At 52.9% G+C, this 20,557-nt stretch carries 26 protein-coding genes; 21 read left to right on the top strand and 5 right to left on the bottom strand.

Features of this window, described 5'->3' with window-relative positions:
- Positions 1-3: 3 nt before the first annotated feature.
- On the bottom strand, positions 4-1,866 hold the full coding sequence (locus HKD42_RS06950) for a DUF1963 domain-containing protein (RefSeq protein WP_170011617.1): 1,863 nt from the start codon (positions 1,864-1,866) through the stop codon (positions 4-6).
- Positions 1,867-2,074: 208 nt separating this feature from the next.
- Here HKD42_RS06950 and HKD42_RS06945 point away from each other — a divergent pair, with 208 nt between their 5' ends.
- Both HKD42_RS06945 and HKD42_RS06940 read left to right on the top strand, forming a co-directional pair.
- Positions 2,075-2,866 carry a LysR family transcriptional regulator gene (locus HKD42_RS06945; RefSeq protein WP_170011615.1) on the top strand — a complete coding sequence of 264 codons (792 nt, stop codon included), beginning with the start codon at positions 2,075-2,077 and terminating at the stop codon, positions 2,864-2,866.
- Entirely contained in the window at positions 2,863-3,390 is a 528-nt protein-coding gene (locus HKD42_RS06940; RefSeq protein ID WP_170011613.1) for a GNAT family N-acetyltransferase, read from the top strand. The genes HKD42_RS06945 and HKD42_RS06940 overlap by 4 nt, the downstream gene beginning before the upstream one ends.
- Positions 3,391-3,441: 51 nt before the next feature.
- On the opposite strand, the gene HKD42_RS06935 is transcribed toward HKD42_RS06940, so the two are convergent.
- Entirely contained in the window at positions 3,442-5,166 is a 1,725-nt protein-coding gene (locus tag HKD42_RS06935) for a tetratricopeptide repeat protein (RefSeq protein WP_170011611.1), read from the bottom strand.
- A 408-nt stretch (positions 5,167-5,574) separates the two neighbouring features.
- On the opposite strand from HKD42_RS06935, the gene HKD42_RS06930 reads away from it, so the two are divergent.
- Complete coding sequence (locus HKD42_RS06930) at positions 5,575-6,261, top strand: PilZ domain-containing protein (RefSeq protein WP_211483501.1); 687 nt, start codon at positions 5,575-5,577, stop codon at positions 6,259-6,261.
- 305 nt (positions 6,262-6,566) lie between these two features.
- Here HKD42_RS06930 and HKD42_RS06925 read toward each other — a convergent pair whose 3' ends face one another.
- From HKD42_RS06925 to HKD42_RS06915, 3 genes are read right to left on the bottom strand one after another with little or no spacing between them, the layout of a single operon-like run.
- A complete protein-coding gene (locus HKD42_RS06925) occupies positions 6,567-7,034 on the bottom strand; it encodes a hypothetical protein (RefSeq protein ID WP_170011607.1) in 468 nt (155 codons plus the stop codon).
- 16 nt (positions 7,035-7,050) lie between these two features.
- Entirely contained in the window at positions 7,051-7,974 is a 924-nt protein-coding gene (locus HKD42_RS06920) for a Kiwa anti-phage protein KwaB-like domain-containing protein (RefSeq protein WP_170011605.1), read from the bottom strand.
- Positions 7,974-8,651: a hypothetical protein gene (locus HKD42_RS06915; RefSeq protein WP_170011603.1), complete on the bottom strand. Its 678-nt coding sequence runs from the start codon at positions 8,649-8,651 to the stop codon at positions 7,974-7,976. The genes HKD42_RS06920 and HKD42_RS06915 overlap by 1 nt, the downstream gene beginning before the upstream one ends.
- Before the next feature lie 406 nt (positions 8,652-9,057).
- On the opposite strand from HKD42_RS06915, the gene rpsL reads away from it, so the two are divergent.
- The 18 genes from rpsL to rplE all read left to right on the top strand — a co-directional run bounded on the left by rpsL (position 9,058) and on the right by rplE (position 20,512).
- A complete protein-coding gene (rpsL, locus tag HKD42_RS06910) occupies positions 9,058-9,429 on the top strand; it encodes a 30S ribosomal protein S12 (RefSeq protein WP_115366484.1) in 372 nt (123 codons plus the stop codon).
- 123 nt (positions 9,430-9,552) lie between these two features.
- Complete coding sequence (gene rpsG, locus HKD42_RS06905; RefSeq protein WP_170011600.1) at positions 9,553-10,023, top strand: 30S ribosomal protein S7; 471 nt, start codon at positions 9,553-9,555, stop codon at positions 10,021-10,023.
- Positions 10,024-10,141: 118 nt separating this feature from the next.
- Positions 10,142-12,235: an elongation factor G gene (gene fusA, locus HKD42_RS06900; RefSeq protein WP_170011598.1), complete on the top strand. Its 2,094-nt coding sequence runs from the start codon at positions 10,142-10,144 to the stop codon at positions 12,233-12,235.
- A gap of 92 nt (positions 12,236-12,327) precedes the next feature.
- Positions 12,328-13,518, top strand: a complete 1,191-nt coding sequence (gene tuf, locus HKD42_RS06895) for an elongation factor Tu (protein ID WP_170011596.1) — start codon at positions 12,328-12,330, stop codon at positions 13,516-13,518.
- 260 nt (positions 13,519-13,778) lie between these two features.
- A complete protein-coding gene (gene rpsJ / locus HKD42_RS06890) occupies positions 13,779-14,090 on the top strand; it encodes a 30S ribosomal protein S10 (RefSeq protein ID WP_061924928.1) in 312 nt (103 codons plus the stop codon).
- Positions 14,091-14,298: 208 nt separating this feature from the next.
- Positions 14,299-15,075, top strand: a complete 777-nt coding sequence (gene rplC, locus HKD42_RS06885) for a 50S ribosomal protein L3 (RefSeq protein WP_170011594.1) — start codon at positions 14,299-14,301, stop codon at positions 15,073-15,075.
- Positions 15,076-15,078: 3 nt separating this feature from the next.
- Positions 15,079-15,702 carry a 50S ribosomal protein L4 gene (gene rplD / locus HKD42_RS06880; RefSeq protein WP_170011591.1) on the top strand — a complete coding sequence of 208 codons (624 nt, stop codon included), beginning with the start codon at positions 15,079-15,081 and terminating at the stop codon, positions 15,700-15,702.
- A complete protein-coding gene (locus HKD42_RS06875; protein ID WP_170011589.1) occupies positions 15,695-16,006 on the top strand; it encodes a 50S ribosomal protein L23 in 312 nt (103 codons plus the stop codon). The genes rplD and HKD42_RS06875 overlap by 8 nt, the downstream gene beginning before the upstream one ends.
- 11 nt (positions 16,007-16,017) lie before the next feature.
- Positions 16,018-16,854, top strand: a complete 837-nt coding sequence (gene rplB / locus HKD42_RS06870; protein WP_170011587.1) for a 50S ribosomal protein L2 — start codon at positions 16,018-16,020, stop codon at positions 16,852-16,854.
- 5 nt (positions 16,855-16,859) lie between these two features.
- Entirely contained in the window at positions 16,860-17,135 is a 276-nt protein-coding gene (gene rpsS, locus HKD42_RS06865) for a 30S ribosomal protein S19 (RefSeq protein ID WP_170011585.1), read from the top strand.
- The gene (rplV, locus tag HKD42_RS06860; RefSeq protein WP_170011583.1) at positions 17,135-17,518 is read left to right on the top strand and encodes a 50S ribosomal protein L22; all 384 of its coding nucleotides are present in this window, start codon (positions 17,135-17,137) and stop codon (positions 17,516-17,518) included. The genes rpsS and rplV overlap by 1 nt, the downstream gene beginning before the upstream one ends.
- Before the next feature lie 3 nt (positions 17,519-17,521).
- Complete coding sequence (gene rpsC / locus HKD42_RS06855; RefSeq protein WP_170011573.1) at positions 17,522-18,217, top strand: 30S ribosomal protein S3; 696 nt, start codon at positions 17,522-17,524, stop codon at positions 18,215-18,217.
- Between the two features lie 21 nt (positions 18,218-18,238).
- The gene (gene rplP / locus HKD42_RS06850; protein WP_170011571.1) at positions 18,239-18,670 is read left to right on the top strand and encodes a 50S ribosomal protein L16; all 432 of its coding nucleotides are present in this window, start codon (positions 18,239-18,241) and stop codon (positions 18,668-18,670) included.
- Between the two features lie 2 nt (positions 18,671-18,672).
- A complete protein-coding gene (gene rpmC / locus HKD42_RS06845) occupies positions 18,673-18,876 on the top strand; it encodes a 50S ribosomal protein L29 (protein ID WP_170011569.1) in 204 nt (67 codons plus the stop codon).
- Between the two features lie 10 nt (positions 18,877-18,886).
- Entirely contained in the window at positions 18,887-19,186 is a 300-nt protein-coding gene (gene rpsQ / locus HKD42_RS06840; RefSeq protein ID WP_170011567.1) for a 30S ribosomal protein S17, read from the top strand.
- A 63-nt stretch (positions 19,187-19,249) separates the two neighbouring features.
- On the top strand, positions 19,250-19,618 hold the full coding sequence (gene rplN, locus HKD42_RS06835; RefSeq protein WP_170011565.1) for a 50S ribosomal protein L14: 369 nt from the start codon (positions 19,250-19,252) through the stop codon (positions 19,616-19,618).
- Entirely contained in the window at positions 19,618-19,938 is a 321-nt protein-coding gene (gene rplX, locus HKD42_RS06830) for a 50S ribosomal protein L24 (RefSeq protein ID WP_170011563.1), read from the top strand. The genes rplN and rplX overlap by 1 nt, the downstream gene beginning before the upstream one ends.
- Positions 19,931-20,512, top strand: a complete 582-nt coding sequence (rplE, locus tag HKD42_RS06825) for a 50S ribosomal protein L5 (protein WP_170011561.1) — start codon at positions 19,931-19,933, stop codon at positions 20,510-20,512. The genes rplX and rplE overlap by 8 nt, the downstream gene beginning before the upstream one ends.
- The last annotated feature ends 45 nt before the right edge of the window (positions 20,513-20,557 follow it).

Here is a 20,557-nt window from a genome sequence, read left to right as displayed (position 1 = left end):
TGCTCAGCAACATTCCAACGTCATTGAAACTCTCGAAAAGTCGCCATTAGCAAGGTCGCTCTTGTCGATCCAGAAATAATACGCGCCGGAATCTCCCCAACACCAGTCCATCGCTTCGTCAGTTGCGATCTGTAGCAGCAAGACCGTGTCATCCGCGCGCTCAGATACGGTGGTTTGAACACCATCGTGATATCCGCCCAGCCGGTGCGGGCGATTGGCGTAGAGATTACGCAAAGCAGGCTTGATAGCTTCTTTGACGGTATCCGGAACCAGTGCGGACCGATCGGCATCCAGGCTGTCAAGAATGGCCAATTGGGATAAGCCATCGGCTGCTTCCAATTCTGCCGTTTCCTTTACCGTCGTCAGGGTCAAGGCTTTCCCGTCGGGGTGATTATAGTCGATCCCCACCTCAAACATACTCGCAGACTGACCAACAAAGCACTGCTGCAATTCTTCCCAGTTTTCACGGGGCAAGGGGGTATCATCGTTTTCGCCCGCTAGCAGTTTTTCCAAATTGACGCAGTGCTTTGCGATGCTGGCGCGCCATTTGGCGACCTTGCTGCGTTCCCGATTGAGCATTTCAACCAGTTCGCCGGCTGACGAGACTTCTGTTACCAGCGCCAAACGTGGCAGTAAGTCTTCTAGCTGGCGGGCGCGCAGATCTGGGTCTTCTTGTGTGTCGATTTTTGCCCGTGCGTGTTGCAAGCTTTCCAGAAGGCGATTGATGGCGCGATTTTCGACTACCATGTTCAGGGCTTCTGTGCTGGCCACTTCGCGCGGCTCGTTACGCATCCTTGCTGCCAATTGCCGTAACGCGTTGGCGGATTGGCCATAGGTGTACGGCGTAGTGACAGTGCCGGTCACCCTATCTGCAACAGGGGCGCCGTCATACAGGATGCTGGAAAAGCCAGCGGGCGTTGCCGAAGGATGTCCATCGATGTCATGCAGAACATTGGGGGTTTCGAGCAGTTCGACCGGCCACTTCCGCCAGACAGGAGGCACGTTGTCGATTGGTAGCCAATTATAGCTACCGCCGGTGTACACCTTGTTGTGTACCGGACCGAGCGTATCAGGCGCTGGCCGTTCTGTTCCCGAGCCAGTGATGTGCAGCACACTGTGGGAGGTGTCATCGTCGGGGCATCCAACATTGGGATCGACAAAAAACAACAGCGACCCCTCACGCGGGCCGCGGCCGCCCCACAATTCCTGGGGCAAATCTGCGCATGATATTTGCGCCAGGAAATGGTGCGGAACCTTTCCGAGGGAAGGGTCTTCAGCAGATATTGCCTGCGGCCACTCAACGTCATCGGGCATTTCTGGCAGGCCGCCAAGCCATGATCGAACATGCGCGTCAGCGTCCGGCATTACGGGGCGGCGCAGGATAACAGAGATCGATTCCTCGTCGCTAATCGAACCATCACTGCTCAGTTGGTCCGGTGTGTCAGAAGGTTCCGGCGATGGTTCAACGGCGACCCCGGCTTCATCAGGCTGCGTGAATTGGCCTGCCTCTGCATCAGCCTGCTCCGGTTCGGACCAGTCGGTGTCGCCGATGGGTGTGCTGTGCTCGGCCGCAGCCGATGGGTTGCTTGGCTCGGCACTGGGCTCATTGTCAGTTTCTGTCGTTTCCGCGGGTGGCAGGATCTGCCGTCGCCGCATCAATGGCACAGGTGCCTCAGCCTCCGCAGCCGCTTCTTCCTCGGCGATTTTTTTGGATTTGCGGCGGAAAGAGAAGGCCGGCTTGTCGTCCGGCACCGCAGGGGCGAAGGCCAGTTTTGCCCTACGTTTCCGAAGGTTGAGCAGCCACATCAGGGCCACACAAACAAGCACAAAGCTGGTCAATAACTGAAGCAGGTCAATCGGTTTCACGCTACGCTCTTTCTGGTCACTTGCGGGGTTCGTAACGCCAAGCGGTTAATATCGCGCAAACCTTGATGGCGGGGCTTCTCGCTTCCCCAGAATGTTTAGATCCAGAACGTTCAAACCCAGAACGTTCAAACCCAGAACGTTCAAAAAAGGATCATCATAAAGTCACTGGTTGCGACAAAGCAGCGCTGCGCCTAAATCATGATGCGTTATGAAACGAACCCATCTGCCTTTGAACGCATTGCGCGTTTATGACGCCGCCGCCCGGCACCTGAGCTTCACCCGCGCTGCGGACGAGCTGGCGGTGACCCCTGCTGCTGTTGGTCAGCAAATTCGCGCGCTCGAAGATCATTTGGGTACGGTCCTGTTCCGGCGGACAAGCAAGGGTTTGGAACTGACACCTGAGGGCTGCGCAGGGCTTGATTCGCTGCGGGAGGGTTTTCTTCGGTTTGAAGAGAGCGTGCAAGCGATGCAGGCAGGGCAAGCCAGTGACAATTACACAATTGCCGCGCCGCGTGAATTTTATGCCCAATGGCTGGCGCCGCGTCTGGCTGCATTCCGCAAGCAACATCCGGAAATCCGCTATCACCTTGTGGAAGATGAAAATGCCGATTTCACCGAGGCCAATCTGGATGTGGCAATTCGTTTGATTGATGGCCCCGGCGATTTGAAAGGTGTCGAGCTGGCACCAGCCAAGCGGGTTGTCGTATCGACCGATGGTGCGCCTGATGAATGGATCAACTGGCCCGGCGCGCCGCTGCCAGAAGGGGCAGAGGCAACTGTGGAAGTTGGCAATGCCGGGCAAGCGCTCAGCTCGTCCATGGCGGGTATGGGCAAAGCTGTGTTGCCGTATCTGCTCGTCTCCGAAGCTGTGGAGGCTGGCCGCTTGGATATTTTGGAGGGGCCCGATGAAGGCCGCCGCGCCTATTGGCTGGTGGCACCCGCGCCGCAATGGCGCCAGAAAAAGGTCAAAGCGCTGATTGAGCATCTGACAGCCGGGTGATTGCGCCCGTTCCAGAATTGTGGACCAAGCGGTTCCGCTTGCGGAGCTTGCTGGAGCGCGATGTGGACGCGCTTTGGCCCAGTTTCTCGGACGATAAGGCCATGCTGTATTGGAGCAGGGGGGCTTTTGCATCACAGGCGGAATTACGTGATTGGCTGTTTGACACAGACTGGCCGGGCCAAACGTGGATAGCAGAACCTGCGGAGGGCGGCCCTGCACTATGCCGGGTTGTGGCCGATACAAATAGCGATCAGCTATGCGAAATTGGGTATTTGACCGTGCTGGGCTGTGAACGGCAAGGTATCGCCAGAGAATGTGTGACCGGCTTGATTGATCATCTATTCGGTAGCGGAGAAGTCCGTAAGATTATCGCCGATATCGATCCCCGCAACGATGCATCCAATCATTTGATCAAGAGCCTGGGCTTCACACAGGAAGCGCATCTGCGTGACGCCATGAAAACACATATCGGTTGGTGCGACAGTTTGATTTGGGGACTGCTCGCCCGCGAATGGACTGGTTGATCAAAGATTGATCAGTGTACTGCTGTGGCCAAGGGCGGGCACCAATACGCTTTATTCATCAAGCGTTTCGAGGACTTTTTCTCTCGCTGATTCATTCCAGATGTAAATACGAAGTTTGGTTTCAATACGTCCGCGGTTCGTCCGAAAGAAGGCTACGTCGCTATTGGCTTTTTGCAGCTCATTGGAAAATGACAAAGCCTCTGCCAGCCCCTGATCATCTCCATTTGGGTTATAGCTTACTGGCAACTTCCCGGCCATAGTTACCAGATCGGCACGCCCCATGGATAGCCCTGCCAAAATCAAGTTTGTGCGCAGCGGTACCGGGGGCATTGGATTTGTTTCAATTAACGCCAGAATTTCAGCCCTTTGTTCCTGCGTTGAAGTTTCGAGAGTTTCGGCATTGGTGATACAGCCGCCAGATTCTGCATAGGTTGCGGCGATCAACGTCGGGTAGCTTTTGCTACGGTCTCTGGCGCGCTCCAGAAAAACTTGGGCGGCTTCGCAATTACCTTCTGCGATCCTGACCTTTGCAGCGATAAAATTCGCGTATGGATTATATTCATCGATGGCCAAAGCACGCCGTATCAATTGCCAGGCCTCTGACTCAACGGTCACAGGATCGCCTTGGGCAATTTGGCTGAAAAACATCCCCATAGCTTTTCGTGAAAGCCAAGACGCGGCATGTTTATCGTCAGGATAGCTTTGCAAGCAACTCTCGACCCTGTCGGCGATGCTTATTCCTTGCGCCCGTTCGTTTTCGATCATCAATTGGCATTCATATGCCGACCGTGGTTCGCTGTCGATCTGCGCCACTTCGCGGTTGGCGAGCATTCCGCTTGGTCCCATCAACCCAGCCAGTGCAGCGTTAACGCGGCGCAAAAATCGCTCTCTCTCACCGGACACTTCAACTGACGTTTGAAACAGTTCCGTGTCCGCCTTATCAATTAAAAAGATCGTGGCCTCAGGCCCGGTCAGCCCGTCTCCCAAATCAATCCTGACTGTGTAGCTGGGTATCGTATCCGCTGATGTGTCCAACATCGCCAAATTTGAAACGAATGACTCCGCAATTTGATTGCGAGCCAACCGTTCAACATTCGCAGCCAGCTGCCGATTGCGGTCGTTCGAGTTGAAATACCCGCTGCGTGGAACTTCCAGTGCTACTTTCGGGGGCCCTGACAATGCCGGCTTGTGGTCAGGGTGCGAATTATACTGCATTGACGCATAGAGCAGCAAAGCTGCGGCGATGATTATAGATGCCAGAGCCACTTTGGTGGTTGTACTGAACCCCTGCGCAATGCCCGTCTTTGCTGCCTCTGGGGTTGGTTCGCCGTTCTGAGATACCGCCCCAGACTGCGCAGTTTCCGCGATGGCGGGAGCTTTATCCTCAGATTGCTCATTATATTTGAATAGAGAGGGGTAGGCTAGGTCGCGCGAGGCGAGCCGGAGACCATATTCTCCGGGTTTTATGTAAACACATAGAGAATGGGCCGATCGGTGGCTGGCGTAGTAACTTGCCAAGTTTGAGCGCAGCCGGGACATTTGCACCCGCGGATAACTGTCGCTGTCGACATTGTAATCTTCGTGTCGACCCAGTCCGTCTACAGCAACAATATACTGATTGATGCTGGTATCGCCTTCAACGCCTTTCGCGCACAAGAAAGACAATAGTTTGGACTGGACAGGCGCGCGAGCGAACACGTCACTCGCCAGAATACGAGTACACTCTTCAGCCAACAACTTTGAAAATTCAGACTTGTCTGAATCTTTATCAGCCATCAAAATCACCCCATATCAGAACGTTTAACCCTGATTATTTCATACTGCCAATTTCTTGCATAAAGTCCAGTAAGTATTTGTTTTTTCTTTAGTGTAACGATTACACACCGTTACATTTACCGTGAAACACTCGCGCTTTGCCAAAATCTCGGCCATTCCGATTGGGCAATTGACTGTTCCTTCATCAATAGCACGAGGATTTGGTACTCTTCGTTCCTATTGCTGGTCCTTCGGGGACACAAAGTTGCGCAACGCTGTTCCTTCCCCGGGACAGCTCCCGGCGACCTATCTGTGGTGTCTCCTAGCCCTGCAGTCAGGTCGCATGGTTGATGATATCGTACCGGCGGTACCAAGTTACGATCTTCGCGTATCGCCGGTCGATATCCATTTCATTTCGAAAGGTGGATAATGGCAGCTTACCAGACAACGGCCGGAGAGATGTCGCCCAGAAACGCTGGAGGTTGTGGTAGTGATTCCGCCTTAACAGAGACACGAACGCCGCTGTCATTGCGTAAATCGGGCGCCAGTTCGCCATATCCAGACCAGCGTAAGCAGAAGCGCTTCATAAGCCTGTTTCGGCCGTGCTGTGTGGAGTATCAGGGCCAATCCTATTTGGCAGTCGTCAAAAACATTTCATCAGGCGGCGCCCAATTCTGCACCGAATTGCCGTTGTCGGTAGGTGATGAGATTACCTATTACTGGGATAGCCGCCATCGGTTTTCGGGCAGGGTTGTCTGGCACCGGGATGACAATGTGGGGGTTCGCAACCACGAAACGTGCGATGATATCAGCGCCCTTCAACCGACTCGTTCAGTGCGTGTCCCGTGTGAGATTCTGGCCACGATGTGGATTGATGGCCAGCCGACATCCTGTTTGGTTTCGAACATTTCCCTTAGAGGGCTGTGCGCCTTTGGTGTTGACGGGCTCGAGAAAGGGAAACTGGTGACGGTTGTGATCGGCAATTTCGTTTTCCAGTCAGCCATTGTGCGGTGGTCTCAATATGGCTTGCTCGGCCTGGCATTCGCCGCGCCAATGCGGCTTGAAGAGTTGCAGGAATTGCTGAAGGCGAACCGAGAACCAAAGGCCCTATCATAAGGGAACCGCATCAAAAGTAGGGCACCGCGCGGCGCGAAGCTGTCGTTTGAGTAAGTGCCTGAGGCGCCCACAGCATCGCCGCGCCGCCACAAGGCGCCACCGTCGCTAACCGGGTTAGTACACCCCAGCTATCCGGCACCAAGAGCTTAGCACGAGAAACATGGCTTGGAATGGACCGGGCCACGACCAGCGGCCCGCAAGGCCGACTGGCCGCCGCCGCTAATGCGGCGAAGCCCAGGAATGCGGATGCATTCCGCCCGGCGTTTGAGGGGCTCAGGCAAAAAATTTTCCAGTGATAAATTGGCTTATCTTTTCGACCGCCTTGCGACGACCGTTTGGTTGAGAATGCGCCGATTAATCTTTTCCTTCCACGCCAGTTGTTTAGGCGAGAGTTTGCGATCTCGTACTGTTCTAAGCAGGAAGTTGTATTCTTTCTCGTTATACAAGAACCCTCGTTCATTGGCATACTCAATCAAAGCTAGGTTGGCGTTAGCCGCGGGGTCTTTGGCAATTCGTTTAAGTCCATCAAAGAGGGTTCCTGTATCGATACCTATGAAGCGATTGATGCAAACATTACCGACGTAGGTCTTAAATCCGGTTTCTCGATTCTCGATGTAGCAATGCTCTTTGATGTCTTGGCCACACGGGCAATTGTCCCAGTCTTCAGAAATTTCGACAGCAACCAATTGCCATTCACGTTTTGCTAAATCGAATACATCGGCCTTTGAAAGCTGAAGAATGTGCGCTTCTAGGTTGCGAAAATTATGAGACATTTCTTGATCAGATTAATCAAATTATGGGAGTTGCGTCTTGCACATCGTAGTTTGTCTCAGAAAAAGAAGACGTCAGTCGATGGTCTAGCAGTGCTTGAAAAATGTCTGGGCATGTATCTATTGTTGGTACGATTCTACCGTTGTTGTCGAACTCGATATTTAGACCGACTCTAGCGAAACCTGCACGAAGCCGTTGCATGAACTCCTCGTCCAGATAGTGTCCTTTTTGCCGGATAGCAGATGCGCGCCTGAGATGAATTTTGTTTGTACCAACGTATGTTTGTATTGCTGTCATATCAGAAAATAGCGCAGCAAATTCGTCTTGGGATCGAAGTGCCGCGAAATCTTCTTCGTGAGCAGCTTTATAGTGAAGCACTGATTCGAAATTTGATTTGTTAAGGACGAAAATCTGTTCACCAAAAATGAAGAAATCGAGGTACTGAGAAAGTGAAAATGCGGGCTGTTCATCAAGCGTCAGCCCTTCGTTGTCAAATACGACATCGATTTTCATTCTACGTTTCTTCGATTGCCAAGTGGTGTCAGTTTTTCTGACGCCCAAGAGGGGTATATTGTTGTGCACCAACCGAATGACATAGAAGGAAGTGTTTTGAATTTGCTGTAAGGACCGGACAGCCTTGTCTTGCAAAGGAGCATGCGTTTTTTCGGCCACTATCGGGGCGTGCGTTTCAAGCGTGTCGATTGCTAATGCGCTTGCTTCATTATTTTGTGCCAACAAGCTGAACGGTATTGTTTCTTCGATCTGGTCCCGCTGCGTTTGCATCGCAGTGCGCAGGGCTGTGTCGAGAGCATCTGTGGTCGTGATCCAGCGGCCATTGTAGTTTGGCACTGTTCCGCCGGTCCCACCGGATTTTTTGAACAGCCAAACGGTAACACTGGCGTTAGTTATGTCGTAATCTAGTAGGTTTTGTGGTAACGGCATTAGGAAACCTCTTGAGAAATCAACAGAATTGATTGGACTTGCATTTGCTTAGCCGTTCCTGTTTGCAGGTGAACTTTGCTAAGGCATGTTGCAGTTTGTAGTTCATGACTTCCCGAAAAATTGTACTCAAGGGTGTAATGCCGCCATCCAGCGGCGATCAAAACTGGATTGAGTAAAATCTGTCCAGACCGAAGCGTAATCCAGAACATCCAACCCAAAAATACTATAAAACCAAAAAAATTTCCAATATCTGAAAAATCAACATTCATAAACGAAACCACATACGGTAATGTGTAGTTCATTAGATCTGTTGGAATATATTCAAACTTGGTGATTTGTATCGTATGTTTGGGCTTGGTCGTCGCCAATACAAAGAGTGTGAAAATCATGCAGAAAGCGCAGATTATTGCAAACGCTATCGTTGCTGCAGGACTAACAAAAGGAATTGAGCAAGCCGAAGAATTCAGCGGGTTGCAGAGGCTTGAGCCAATTGAATCGTACTCGAAATTCTGTGCTAATAGTATGATGCTCAGCGGTAAATACGAACCAAGAAAAACAATCAATGCAGGTATTAAGCGAAATTCCATATTTTTAAGGTATGGTATTATTCCATAAATTCCAAATCGAATTTGTGACTTTTCAACCAAACGGTCGGATGAACTTTCGAAAAGCGACATCCACACCACACACTTGACCCAGCCCCCAACACCCCCTAACAGCGCGCCAACCGAAACACGCTCCCGACTCGTCGGAAGCTTGCTTTGGTCAAATAGAGCTGAACATTGCCGGTTATGTCCCGGGAGCCTTTCGAGTGATCGAACAGGCTTTTTTCTATTGGGGTTATGCTAGCGGGGTCCCGGATCAAGTCGGGGATGACGTAAGTGAAACCACGGGGCAGCCGCCAAAGTAACCCGGAGCCGGAAGGTTTCAGGTGGAGTGTTTTCAGCTCGCGCTATTAATGTCGCTACGCGGTGTTTTTTTTGAGCTGGATCCCGGATCAAGTCCGGGATGACGGTATAGAGCGCGGGTTTTGCATTTCTCCTGAAAACAGAACGCTTCATCAATTCAGGTGAAGAGTACTTCATGCCTACAATTAACCAGCTGGTCCGCAAGGGCCGCGTTCCGCAGAAGGCTAAATCCAAAGTCCCTGCGATGGAAGCGAACCCGCAGAAGCGCGGCGTTTGTACACGTGTTTATACGACAACACCAAAGAAGCCGAACTCTGCGCTTCGTAAGGTTGCCAAGGTTCGCCTGACCAACCAGCGTGAAGTCATCTCCTACATCCCGGGCGAAGGCCACAACCTCCAGGAACACAGCGTTGTGCTGATCCGCGGCGGCCGTGTGCGCGATCTTCCCGGTGTGCGTTACCACGTCCTGCGCGGCGTTCTGGATACGCAAGGGGTCAAGGACCGCAAGCAATCTCGTTCCAAATATGGTGCGAAGCGTCCTAAATAATTAGGCTTCCCCGTCATCCCGGCCGCCGAGCCGGGATCCCGCTTATTACTGTAGCGCAAGCCAGAAGTTAGCGGGGCCCCGGATCAAGTCCGGGGAGACGAATAGAATTTTGGAGACAAATACATGTCACGTCGTCGTCGTCCCGAAAAGCGGGTCATCCTGCCTGATCCTAAGTTTAAGGATCTGGTCCTGTCGAAATTCATGAACAACCTCATGCTCGACGGTAAGAAATCTACAGCAGAACGCATCGTTTACGGTGCGCTCGACACAGTTCAGGAAAAGGCCAAGGCCGATCCGATCCAGATGTTCCATGATGCGCTGAACAACATCAAGCCGCAAGTGGAAGTTCGCAGCCGCCGTGTTGGTGGTGCGACCTATCAGGTTCCGGTTGAAGTCCGCCCTGAGCGCGCCCAGGCGCTGGCTATTCGCTGGCTGATTGGTGCGGCTCGTGGCCGTCCGGAAACCACCATGTCAGCACGTCTGTCGGGTGAGTTGCTGGATGCGTCCAACAACCGCGGCAACGCTGTGAAAAAGCGTGAAGATACGCACCGGATGGCCGACGCCAACCGTGCCTTCTCGCACTATCGCTGGTAAGTGAATGGTTGAGGCGTGCGCGGTGTAAGCCGGGTGTGTCTTTAACTGGTCACATTTGCAACTATATCGGGCGGGCAGCGTTGAAAGCGCACCCGTCCAGCAAATCGAGGAATTCCACATGGCACGTAGCCATCCCTTAGACAGGTACCGCAATATCGGGATTATGGCGCATATCGACGCCGGTAAGACCACGACTACAGAGCGGATCCTTTATTACACAGGTAAATCCTACAAAATCGGCGAAGTGCATGATGGCGCTGCGACGATGGACTGGATGGAGCAAGAGCAAGAGCGCGGTATTACCATTACCTCTGCTGCGACGACCTGTTTCTGGAATGCTGACGACCGCAACGGTCCAGAGCACCGGATCAACATCATCGACACACCGGGTCACGTTGACTTCACGATTGAAGTTGAACGGTCGCTGCGTGTGCTTGATGGCGCGGTTGCGTGTTTTGACGGCGTTGCCGGTGTTGAGCCGCAATCCGAAACCGTATGGCGTCAGGCTGACAAGTACCAAGTCCCGCGGATGTGCTTCATCAACAAGCTCGACCGCACGGGTGCAAACTTCAAATATTGCGTTCAGTCGATCATTGATCGTTTGGGTTCGGTACCTGCTGTGCTGTATTTGCCAATCGGCATTGAATCCAGCCTGAGCGGCCTGGTTGACCTCGTCAATCAGCGTTCGATCACATGGAAGAACGAAGATCTTGGCGCAGAATACGTCTATGGCGATATTCCTGAAGACATGGTCGACGAAGCCAATGAGTACCGTGAGAAGCTGATCGAACTTGCTGTTGAGCAAGACGATGATGTGATGGAGCAGTATCTTGAAGGTAACGAGCCTGACGCGGCAACGCTGAAGTCACTGATCCGTAAGGGTACGCTGAACCAGAGCTTCGTGCCGGTATTGTGCGGTTCTGCGTTTAAGAACAAGGGCGTTCAGCCTCTGCTCGACGCTGTTGTTGATTACATGCCGAGCCCGCTCGACGTTCCTGCGATTAAAGGCGTTCTGCCGGATTCCGAAGAAGAAGATTCGCGCGCATCCAGCGACGATGAGCCATTTTCTGCTTTGGCATTCAAAGTGATGAACGACCCGTTCGTGGGTTCTTTGACGTTCACCCGCATTTACTCCGGCAAGCTGGAGAAGGGCAGTGTTCTGAACTCTGTGAAGGACAAAAAAGAGAAAATCGGCCGTATCCTCGAAATGCACTCCAATGACCGTAAGGACATTGAGGAAGCATTTGCAGGCGACATCGTTGCTCTTGCAGGGATGAAGGCAACGACCACTGGCGATACGCTGTGTGATCCTGCCAAGCCGATCGTTCTTGAGCGGATGGAATTCCCGGATCCGGTTATCGAGCTTTCTGTTGAGCCGAAAACCAAAGCTGACCAAGAGAAGATGGGCGTTGCGCTCAATCGTTTGGCTGCTGAAGATCCATCGTTCCGTGTCACGACTGACCACGAATCCGGTCAGACGATCATCAAGGGTATGGGTGAACTTCACCTCGACATCCTGGTTGACCGTATGAAGCGCGAATTCAAGGTTGAAGCGAATGTCGGTGCGCCGCAGGTGGCATATCGTGAATCGCTGGGCCGTGAGATCGACGTCGACTACACTCACAAGAAGCAATCTGGCGGTACCGGGCAATTTGCCCGCGCCAAAGCGACCTTCACACCGGGTGAGCGCGGTCAAGGCATCGTGTTTGAAGACAGCATCAAAGGCGGTAATATTCCGAAAGAATATATCCCGTCTCTTGAAAAGGGTATCCGTGAGCAGGCCGAAAGCGGTTATCTCATCGGGTTCCCGATCATCGACTTCACCATTCACGTAACAGATGGTGCGTATCACGACGTCGATAGTTCGACCGTCGCGTTCGAAATCTGTGGACGTGGTGCAATGCGTGAAGCTGGCGAGCGCGGCGGAATTAAGCTGCTTGAGCCAGTGATGAAGGTTGAAGTCATTACACCTGAGGAATACCTTGGTGATGTTATTGGCGATCTCAACTCGCGTCGTGGCCAAATCCAAGGCACCGACACACGAGGCAACGCGCAAGCTGTCGAAGCATTCGTACCGCTGGCCAACATGTTCGGTTACGTGAATGAACTGCGTTCGTTCAGTCAGGGCCGTGCAAACTACTCGATGCAATTCTCTCATTACGAGGAAGTTCCAGCGAGTGTTGCTCTCGAAGTTAAGGAGAAGCTTGCCTAAGCGCGAGTGACCGTCTAGTGGCGGCGCCTGATTCCACGGGTGCCGCACATATCCCGTATTTGTTTTAAGTTAGACCATAGAGGTTATTGAAAATGGCGAAGGAAAAATTCGAGCGGAACAAGCCGCACTGCAACATCGGCACCATTGGTCACGTTGACCACGGTAAAACGACGTTGACTGCGGCGATCACTAAAGTGATGGCAGAAGTGTACGGTGGTGCAGCTGTCGATTTCGCAAACATCGATAAAGCACCTGAAGAGCGCGAGCGTGGTATCACTATCTCGACTGCGCACGTTGAGTATGAAACTGACGCACGTCACTATGCTCACGTCGACTGCCCAGGTCACGCCGACTATGTTAAAAACATGATCACTGGTGCTGCCCAAATGGACGGCGCTATCCTGGTTGTGAACGCTGCTGACGGACCAATGCCACAAACTCGCGAGCACATCCTGCTTGCGCGTCAGGTTGGTGTTCCGGCTCTGGTTGTTTACATGAACAAAGTTGACCAGGTTGACGATGAAGAGCTTCTTGAACTGGTTGAAATGGAAGTTCGTGAACTCCTCAGCGAGTATGGCTTCGAAGGCGACGATATCGCTATCGTTAAGGGTTCGGCTCTGGCTGCGCTTGAAGGCCGTGACGACAACATCGGTAAAGAATCGATTGTTGAACTGATGAAAGCTGTTGATGAGCACATCCCACAGCCGGATCGTCCAGTCGACAAAGACTTCTTGATGCCGATTGAGGACGTATTCTCGATCTCTGGTCGCGGTACTGTTGTTACTGGCCGTATCGAAACTGGCGTTGTGAACGTTGGCGACGAAGTTGAAATCGTTGGTATCAAAGAAACCGGCAAAACAACTGTTACTGGTGTTGAAATGTTCCGTAAGCTGCTTGATCGCGGTGAAGCTGGCGATAACGTTGGTGCGCTTGTTCGCGGTGTTGGCCGTGAAGAAGTTGAGCGTGGTCAGGTTCTGGCGAAACCAGGTTCTGTTAACCCGCACACAGAGTTCTCTGCAGAAGTATACGTTCTGTCGAAAGACGAGGGTGGTCGTCACACACCATTCTTCGCGAACTACCGTCCGCAGTTCTACTTCCGTACAACTGACGTAACCGGTGAAGTGATCCTTCCTGAGGGCACTGAAATGGTTATGCCTGGCGATAACGTGACTATCGACGTTAAGTTGATTGCACCGATCGCTATGGACCAAGGTCTGCGCTTCGCGATCCGCGAAGGTGGCCGGACTGTAGGTTCAGGCGTTGTTGGCGCCATTAAGGCCTAAGTCTTTTTAGACACAATAAAGCGCCCGGCGGCCATATTGGTTGCCGGGCGTTTTTGTTTCTGCAATCCTGCTCCGAAAGTCAGCGCAAATCGCGTTACGGGGGTTGCAACGTTAGGGTGTTCCCCATATAGGGCGTCTCAACGAACGAGATTCGTCTCAAAATTCGGAAAAGTTTGATCAGTTGCCATGCTCTCCCTCGGAGACGGGAGAGGGCGGGTCGCTGGTTTTTGTTGTTTGCTCTTTCTCATTGGTAGTTGGACATGGAAGCCCAGAATATTCGCATTCGCCTCAAGGCGTTTGATCACCGCGTACTTGACCAGGCAACTGGTGAAATCGCAGAAACCGCCCGCCGTACTGGCGCGCTCATTCGTGGCCCCATTCCGATGCCGACGAGAATTGAGAAGTTTACCGTGAACCGCGGCCCGCACATCGATAAGAAGTCGCGCGAGCAGTTCGAGGTACGCACTTACAAGCGGTTGCTTGATATTGTGCAGCCTAACGCTCAAACAGTGGACGCGCTTATGAAGCTCGATCTTGCTGCTGGCGTTAACGTGGAAATTAAGCTCGCTTAATTTTCTCGGCTTTAGTTAGTTCTAAAGCGAAGACTTAGGAATACCGCCGGCCACCCCTGATGGGGATATTGTCCGGGACTGCGTTCCCCGTCTCGCAAGCCCAAGCAATTGGGGGAGCACTCAGCCCGGGCGGGGCGACGTATCACAAAATGGGCTGGCACGCACCTAGGGATGGGCCTTAGGTGCCTCTGTGTTAGGAGTTTTGACGATGCGCACTGGCGTGATCGCAAAGAAGGTTGGGATGACCCGCCTGTTTCAGGAGGATGGACGTCACGTTCCCGTGACTGTTCTTGCTCTTGAAGATTGCCAAGTCGTTTCTCACCGCACCGCTGAACGTGATGGATATTCCGCACTTCAGGTTGGTTCGGGTGAAGCCAAACAAAAAAATGTTGCCAAACCTCAGCGTGAGCACTTCGCGAAAGCAGAAGTCCCGTTGAAGCAAAAGGTTGCTGAGTTCCGTCTGGAAAATGACGAAGGCTTGCTTCCGGTTGGTGCGACCATTTCTGCAGACCACTTCCTTGCGGGTCAAAAGGTAGACATTACCGGCCATACGCAAGGTAAAGGCTTTGCAGGTGCGATGAAGCGCTGGGGCTTCGGTGGTCTTCGTGCGACGCACGGTGTTTCCATCTCTCACCGTTCGCACGGTTCGACGGGTAACCGTCAGGATCCGGGTCGCGTGTTTAAGGGTAAGAAGATGGCTGGTCACATGGGTGATCGCCAGCGTACCCAGCAAAATCTCGAGATTGTCCGTACCGACGCTGATCGCGGCTTGTTGTTCGTTAAGGGATCTGTCCCTGGGCACAAGAATGCATGGCTCGTCGTACGTGATGCCGTAAAGCTTGCTCTTCCTGAAGGTGTCCCTTTCCCGGGTGCTGTCATCGAGAAGAACGCTCCTAAGCCTGAAGCTAAGGAAGAAGCGCCGGCAGTAGAAACCAACGAAGCTGAGGCTACTGAAGCCGCCAGCGAAACCGGCAAGGAGGGCTGATCCGTGAAGGTGAAGGTCCAAAAAATCGACGGTAAGGCGTCTGGCGATATTGAGCTCAATGATACCGTATTCGGTGTTGAGCCACGCGCTGACATCTTGCACCGCGTCGTTACGTGGCAGCTTGAAAACCGCCGCGGTACCGCCCGCCCGACACGTGAGCGTTCCGACGTTGCGCGTACCGGTGCAAAACACGGCAAGCAAAAAGGTGGCGGTGTAGCCCGTCACGGTGACCGCGCTGCTCCGATCTTTATCGGTGGTGGTAAGGCTCACGGTGCTCGCAAGCGTGACTTTAACCAGTCGCTTAACAAGAAGATCCGGACACTCGGCCTGAAAATGGCGTTGTCCAGCAAAGCGAAAGACGGCCTTGTGGTTGTCGATAGTCTTGAGCTGAAAGATGCCAAGACCAAAGCTTTGATGGGTCATTTTGAAAAAGCAGGCGTAGCAGGCAAGGTTCTGGTGATTGACGGTGAAGCCGTGAATGACGGGTTCAAGAATGCCGCAGCCAACCTTCCGGGTGTCAATGTGCTCCCGGCAGCTGGTGCCAACGTTTACGACATCCTGAAACATGACACGCTGATCCTTTCCAAGGATGCAGTCGAAAAGCTGGAGGCGCGTTTCAATGGCTAAAAAGCAAGAAATCGACGCCCGTCATTATGACGTTGTGCTGTCACCTCACATTACTGAGAAGTCGACTTTGCTGTCTGAAAATGACGCGGTTGTCTTCAAGGTAGCGAATGACGCCACTAAGCCGCAGATCAAAGAAGCGGTTGAGGCATTGTTCGACACGAAAGTGAAGAGCGTGAACACCATCGTCCAGAAGGGCAAAACCAAGCGCTGGAAGGGTCGTCCCTATAAGCGTTCGGATTTCAAGAAAGCGGTCGTAACGTTGGCTGCCGGGCAAGACCCGATCGACGTTACTGGCGGAATCTGAGGGCGAGACAGATGGCACTCAAGAATTATAAACCGACAAGCCCCGCACGACGCGGCCTTATCCTTGTCGACAAGTCTGGCCTGTATAAAGGCAAGCCAGTCAAGTCGCTCACGGAAGGTAAGCGTAAGACCGGCGGCCGGAACAACAAAGGCCATGTCACTTCACGTGGCATCGGCGGTGGTCACAAGCAGAAATATCGCTTCATCGACTTTAAGCGTCGTAAGTGGGATGTTCCTGCGACTGTTGAGCGGATCGAATATGATCCAAACCGCACAGCCTTCATCGCGCTCTTGAAATATGAAGATGGCGAGCAAGCTTACATCGTATGTCCTCAGCGTCTTGCTGTTGGTGATACGGTTGTTGCTGGCGAAAAGACCGATACGAAGCCTGGCAACGCCATGCTTCTTGGTCAGATGCCAGTCGGTACCATTTGCCACAATGTGGAAATGAAGCCGGGCAAGGGCGGTCAGATCGCTCGTTCTGCTGGTACATATGTCCAACTCGTTGGGCGTGACCGCGGAATGGTTATCGTACGCTTGAACTCTGGTGAACAACGGTACCTGCGCAGCGATTGCATGGGTACAGTTGGTGCGGTTTCTAACCCGGACAACCAGAACCAAAACCTTGGTAAAGCTGGTCGTCGCCGCTGGATGGGCATTAAGCCTTTGACACGCGGTGTTGCGAAAAACCCTGTCGATCACCCACACGGTGGTGGTGAAGGCCGTACTTCGGGTGGTCGTCACCCAGTTACGCCTTGGGGTAAGCCAACTAAGGGTGCTCGTACTCGTAAGAACAAGCAGACGGATAAAATGATCATCCGTTCGCGTCACGCCAAGAAGAAGAGGTAACCGAGATGGCTCGTTCCGTCTGGAAAGGTCCGTTCGTAGACCTCCACCTGCTGAAAAAGGCAGAAGATGCGCAGGAAAACAGTGGCAACAAGCCGATCAAGACTTGGTCGCGCCGTTCTACTGTCCTGCCGCAGTTCGTTGGCCTGACGTTCAACGTCTATAATGGTCATAAGTTTATTCCGGTGTCCGTGAATGAGGACATGGTCGGTCACAAGCTCGGTGAATTTGCGCCAACCCGCACATTCCCCGGCCACGCTGCCGACAAGAAGGGTAAGCGATAATGGGTAAGGCAAAAACTCCACGCCGCGTTGGCGATAATGAGGCTTTGGCTGTGGGCACCACCATCCGTGGCTCTGCTCAGAAGCTCAATCTCGTTGCTGCGCTGATCCGCGGCAAGAAGGTTGAAGATGCTCTGAACATCCTCGCATTCTCTCGCAAAGGAATGGCGAAAGACACAACGAAGGTTCTGGCTTCTGCGATTGCTAACGCAGAAAATAACCACAACCTCGACGTTGACTCGCTGATCGTTGCGGAAGCGAGCGTTGGTAAGGCGATTACGATGAAGCGCTTCCACACACGTGGCCGCGGTAAATCTACCCGTATCCTGAAACCATTCAGCCGCCTGCGCATCGTCGTTCGCGAGCACGAAGAAGAGGAGGCGTAAGCCATGGGTCAGAAGAGTAATCCGATCGGCCTGCGTCTGCAGATCAACCGCACTTGGGATAGCCGCTGGTACGCTGAAGGGCGTGACTATGCACAGCTCCTCAAGGAAGACATTGAAATTCGCAAATTCATCATGGACACGGTGCCTCAGGCAGCGATCTCCAAGGTGGTCATCGAACGTCCAGCCAAATTGTGCCGCGTTTCGATTTATGCAGCCCGTCCCGGTGTGATCATCGGTAAGAAGGGTGCAGACATCGAGAAGCTGCGTAGCAAGCTGGCCAAGATGACTGACAGCGAAGTGAAGCTGAACATCGTCGAAATCCGCAAGCCGGAAGTCGACGCGAAGCTGATCGCTCAAGGTATTGCTGATCAGTTGATCCGCCGTGTTGCGTTCCGCCGTGCGATGAAGCGCGCCATGCAATCCGCCATGCGTTTGGGTGCTGAAGGCATCAAAATCCTGTGTGGTGGCCGTCTTGGCGGTGCAGAGATCGCCCGTGTTGAACAGTATCGTGAAGGCCGCGTGCCATTGCATACACTTCGCGCGAACATCGATTATGCTGAGGCCGAAGCACTGACTGCTTATGGCATTATCGGCATCAAGGTTTGGGTCTTTAAAGGCGAAATCCTTGGTCAAGATCCAACCGCACAAGACCGGCTGATGATGGAAGCGCAAACTTCCGGCGTCCGTCCGGCCCGCTGATAGAATTCGAGAGTAAGCACCATGCTACAACCGAAAAAACATAAATTCCGCAAAGCCTTTAAAGGCCGGATCAAAGGCGACGCCAAGGGCGGTACAGCTTTGAACTTCGGTTCCTACGGCCTGAAAGCACTTGAGCCTGAGCGTATCACTGCGCGTCAGATCGAAGCTGCTCGTCGTGCGATTACACGTCATATGCGCCGTCAAGGTCGCCTATGGATCCGTGTATTCCCTGATGTTCCAGTGTCGAAGAAGCCTGCTGAAGTCCGTCAGGGTAAAGGTAAGGGTTCGGTCGAATATTGGGCTGCACGGGTTAAGCCGGGCCGCATTCTGTTCGAACTGGACGGTATTCCAGGCCCATTGGCTGCTGCTGCGTTTGAGCGTGCGGCCATGAAGCTTCCTATTAAAACCAAGGTCGTTGCCCGTTTGGGTGATACCTCGCACTTGGAGGGTTGATCATGAGCAAGATTGAAGATCTCCGCACCAAAACTGACGATCAACTTGATACTGATCTGACAGATTTGAAGAAAGAGCAGTTCAACCTGCGTTTCCAGGCTGCGACTAACCAGTTGGAGCGTCCTGCACGGATCAAAGAAGTCCGTCGCTCGATCGCCCAGATTAAGACGCTTCAGAGTGAACGCTCTGCAGCAGCTAAGGCGTAAGGAGCACATTATGCCGAAACGTATTCTGATCGGGACCGTCACATCTGACAAGACCGACAAGACAGTGACCGTGAAGGTCGAACGCAAAGTGAAGCACCCGCTCTACGGGAAGATCATTCGTCGTTCGAAGAAGTATCACGCTCACGACGAAGAAAACGCATACAAGATGGGCGACACTGTCCGGATTGAAGAGACCAAGCCGATTTCCAAGACTAAGACTTGGAAAGTACTCGACACGGTCCATGCGAGTAAGGGTCAGGCTGTAGAGGCTGATCTGGAAGTTGAAGCTGCCGCCGGTAGCACAACGTAAGAGTTTGAGTTTTTGGAACTGTCAGACTGGTTCTGACAAGCCGGATAAGAAGGAACTGAATCAATGATTCAGATGCAGTCAAATCTAGACGTGGCAGACAATAGCGGTGCCAAACGCGTTCAGTGCATTAAAGTACTGGGCGGGTCCAAGCGCCGCACTGCCAGCGTTGGCGACGTGATCGTCGTCTCTATCAAAGAAGCGCAGCCGCGCGCTAAGGTTAAAAAGGGCGACGTTCACCGTGCTGTGATCGTCCGCACCCGTAAGGACGTTCGCCGTCCGGACGGTAGTGTGATCCGTTTTGACGGCAACGCAGCTGTTCTTGTTAACAAGAGCGAAGAGCCAATCGGCACTCGGATCTTTGGCCCTGTGGTTCGCGAATTGCGTGGCCGTGGTTTCATGAAGATCATTTCGCTCGCGCCGGAGGTGCTCTAATGGCTGCCGCGAAGATTAAAAAAGGCGACAGCGTCGTCGTGCTTTCGGGCAAGGATAAGGGCCGTACCGGCACTGTCCAGAAGGTCATGCCAAAAGATGGCAAGGTCATCGTCGAAGGCATGAACATTGCTGCCCGTCACCGTAAGCCAAGCCAGGAAAACCCGCAGGGTGGTATCGATCGTTTCGAAGCGCCGATGCACTTGTGCAAAGTTGCTGTGGCTGATCCTAAGGATGGCAAACCAACTCGTGTCCGTTTTGAAGAAAAAGACGGCAAGAAGGTTCGCGTCGCTGTGAAATCCGGAGAGACAATCGATGGCTGATTACACACCTCGCATGAAGCAGCGCTATGACGATGTGATCGTCAAAGCGATGACCGAGAAATTCGGTTATACCAATGCTCTTCAAGTCCCCAAGATCTTGAAAGTCACACTCAACATGGGTGTTGGCGAAGCAAGCCAGGACAAGAAGAAAGTTGCGACTGCAGCTGAAGAAATGGCGCTGATCGCTGGTCAAAAGCCGGTTATCACGAAAGCCAAGAAATCCATCGCTCAGTTTAAGCTGCGCGAAGGCATGCCAATCGGCTGTAAGGTTACCTTGCGCCGTGAACGTATGTTCGAATTCCTTGATCGTCTGGTGACGATCGCGATGCCTCGTATTCGTGACTTCCGTGGTCTGAACGCTAAGTCGTTCGATGGCCGTGGTAACTACGCAATGGGCCTCAAGGAACAGATCGTTTTTCCTGAAATCTCGTACGACAAGATCGATACGGTTCGCGGGATGGACATCATTGTGACCACCACTGCGAAAACTGACGACGAAGCACGTGAATTGCTGCGTTTGTTCGGTTTCCCGTTCCCTGCAGAAGCGCAGGATGACGAAAAGGCAGCGGCGTGAGCCGTCCGCAGATTATGATTACTCGAAAGAAGAGAGCTTAAGTCC

Origin of the sequence: Pontixanthobacter rizhaonensis (genome assembly GCF_012972675.1) — a bacterium.
Lineage (GTDB): Bacteria > Pseudomonadota > Alphaproteobacteria > Sphingomonadales > Sphingomonadaceae > Pontixanthobacter > Pontixanthobacter rizhaonensis.
Note: the sequence above shows the minus strand (reverse complement) of the source record. Positions and strands in the feature narration are given on the sequence as shown.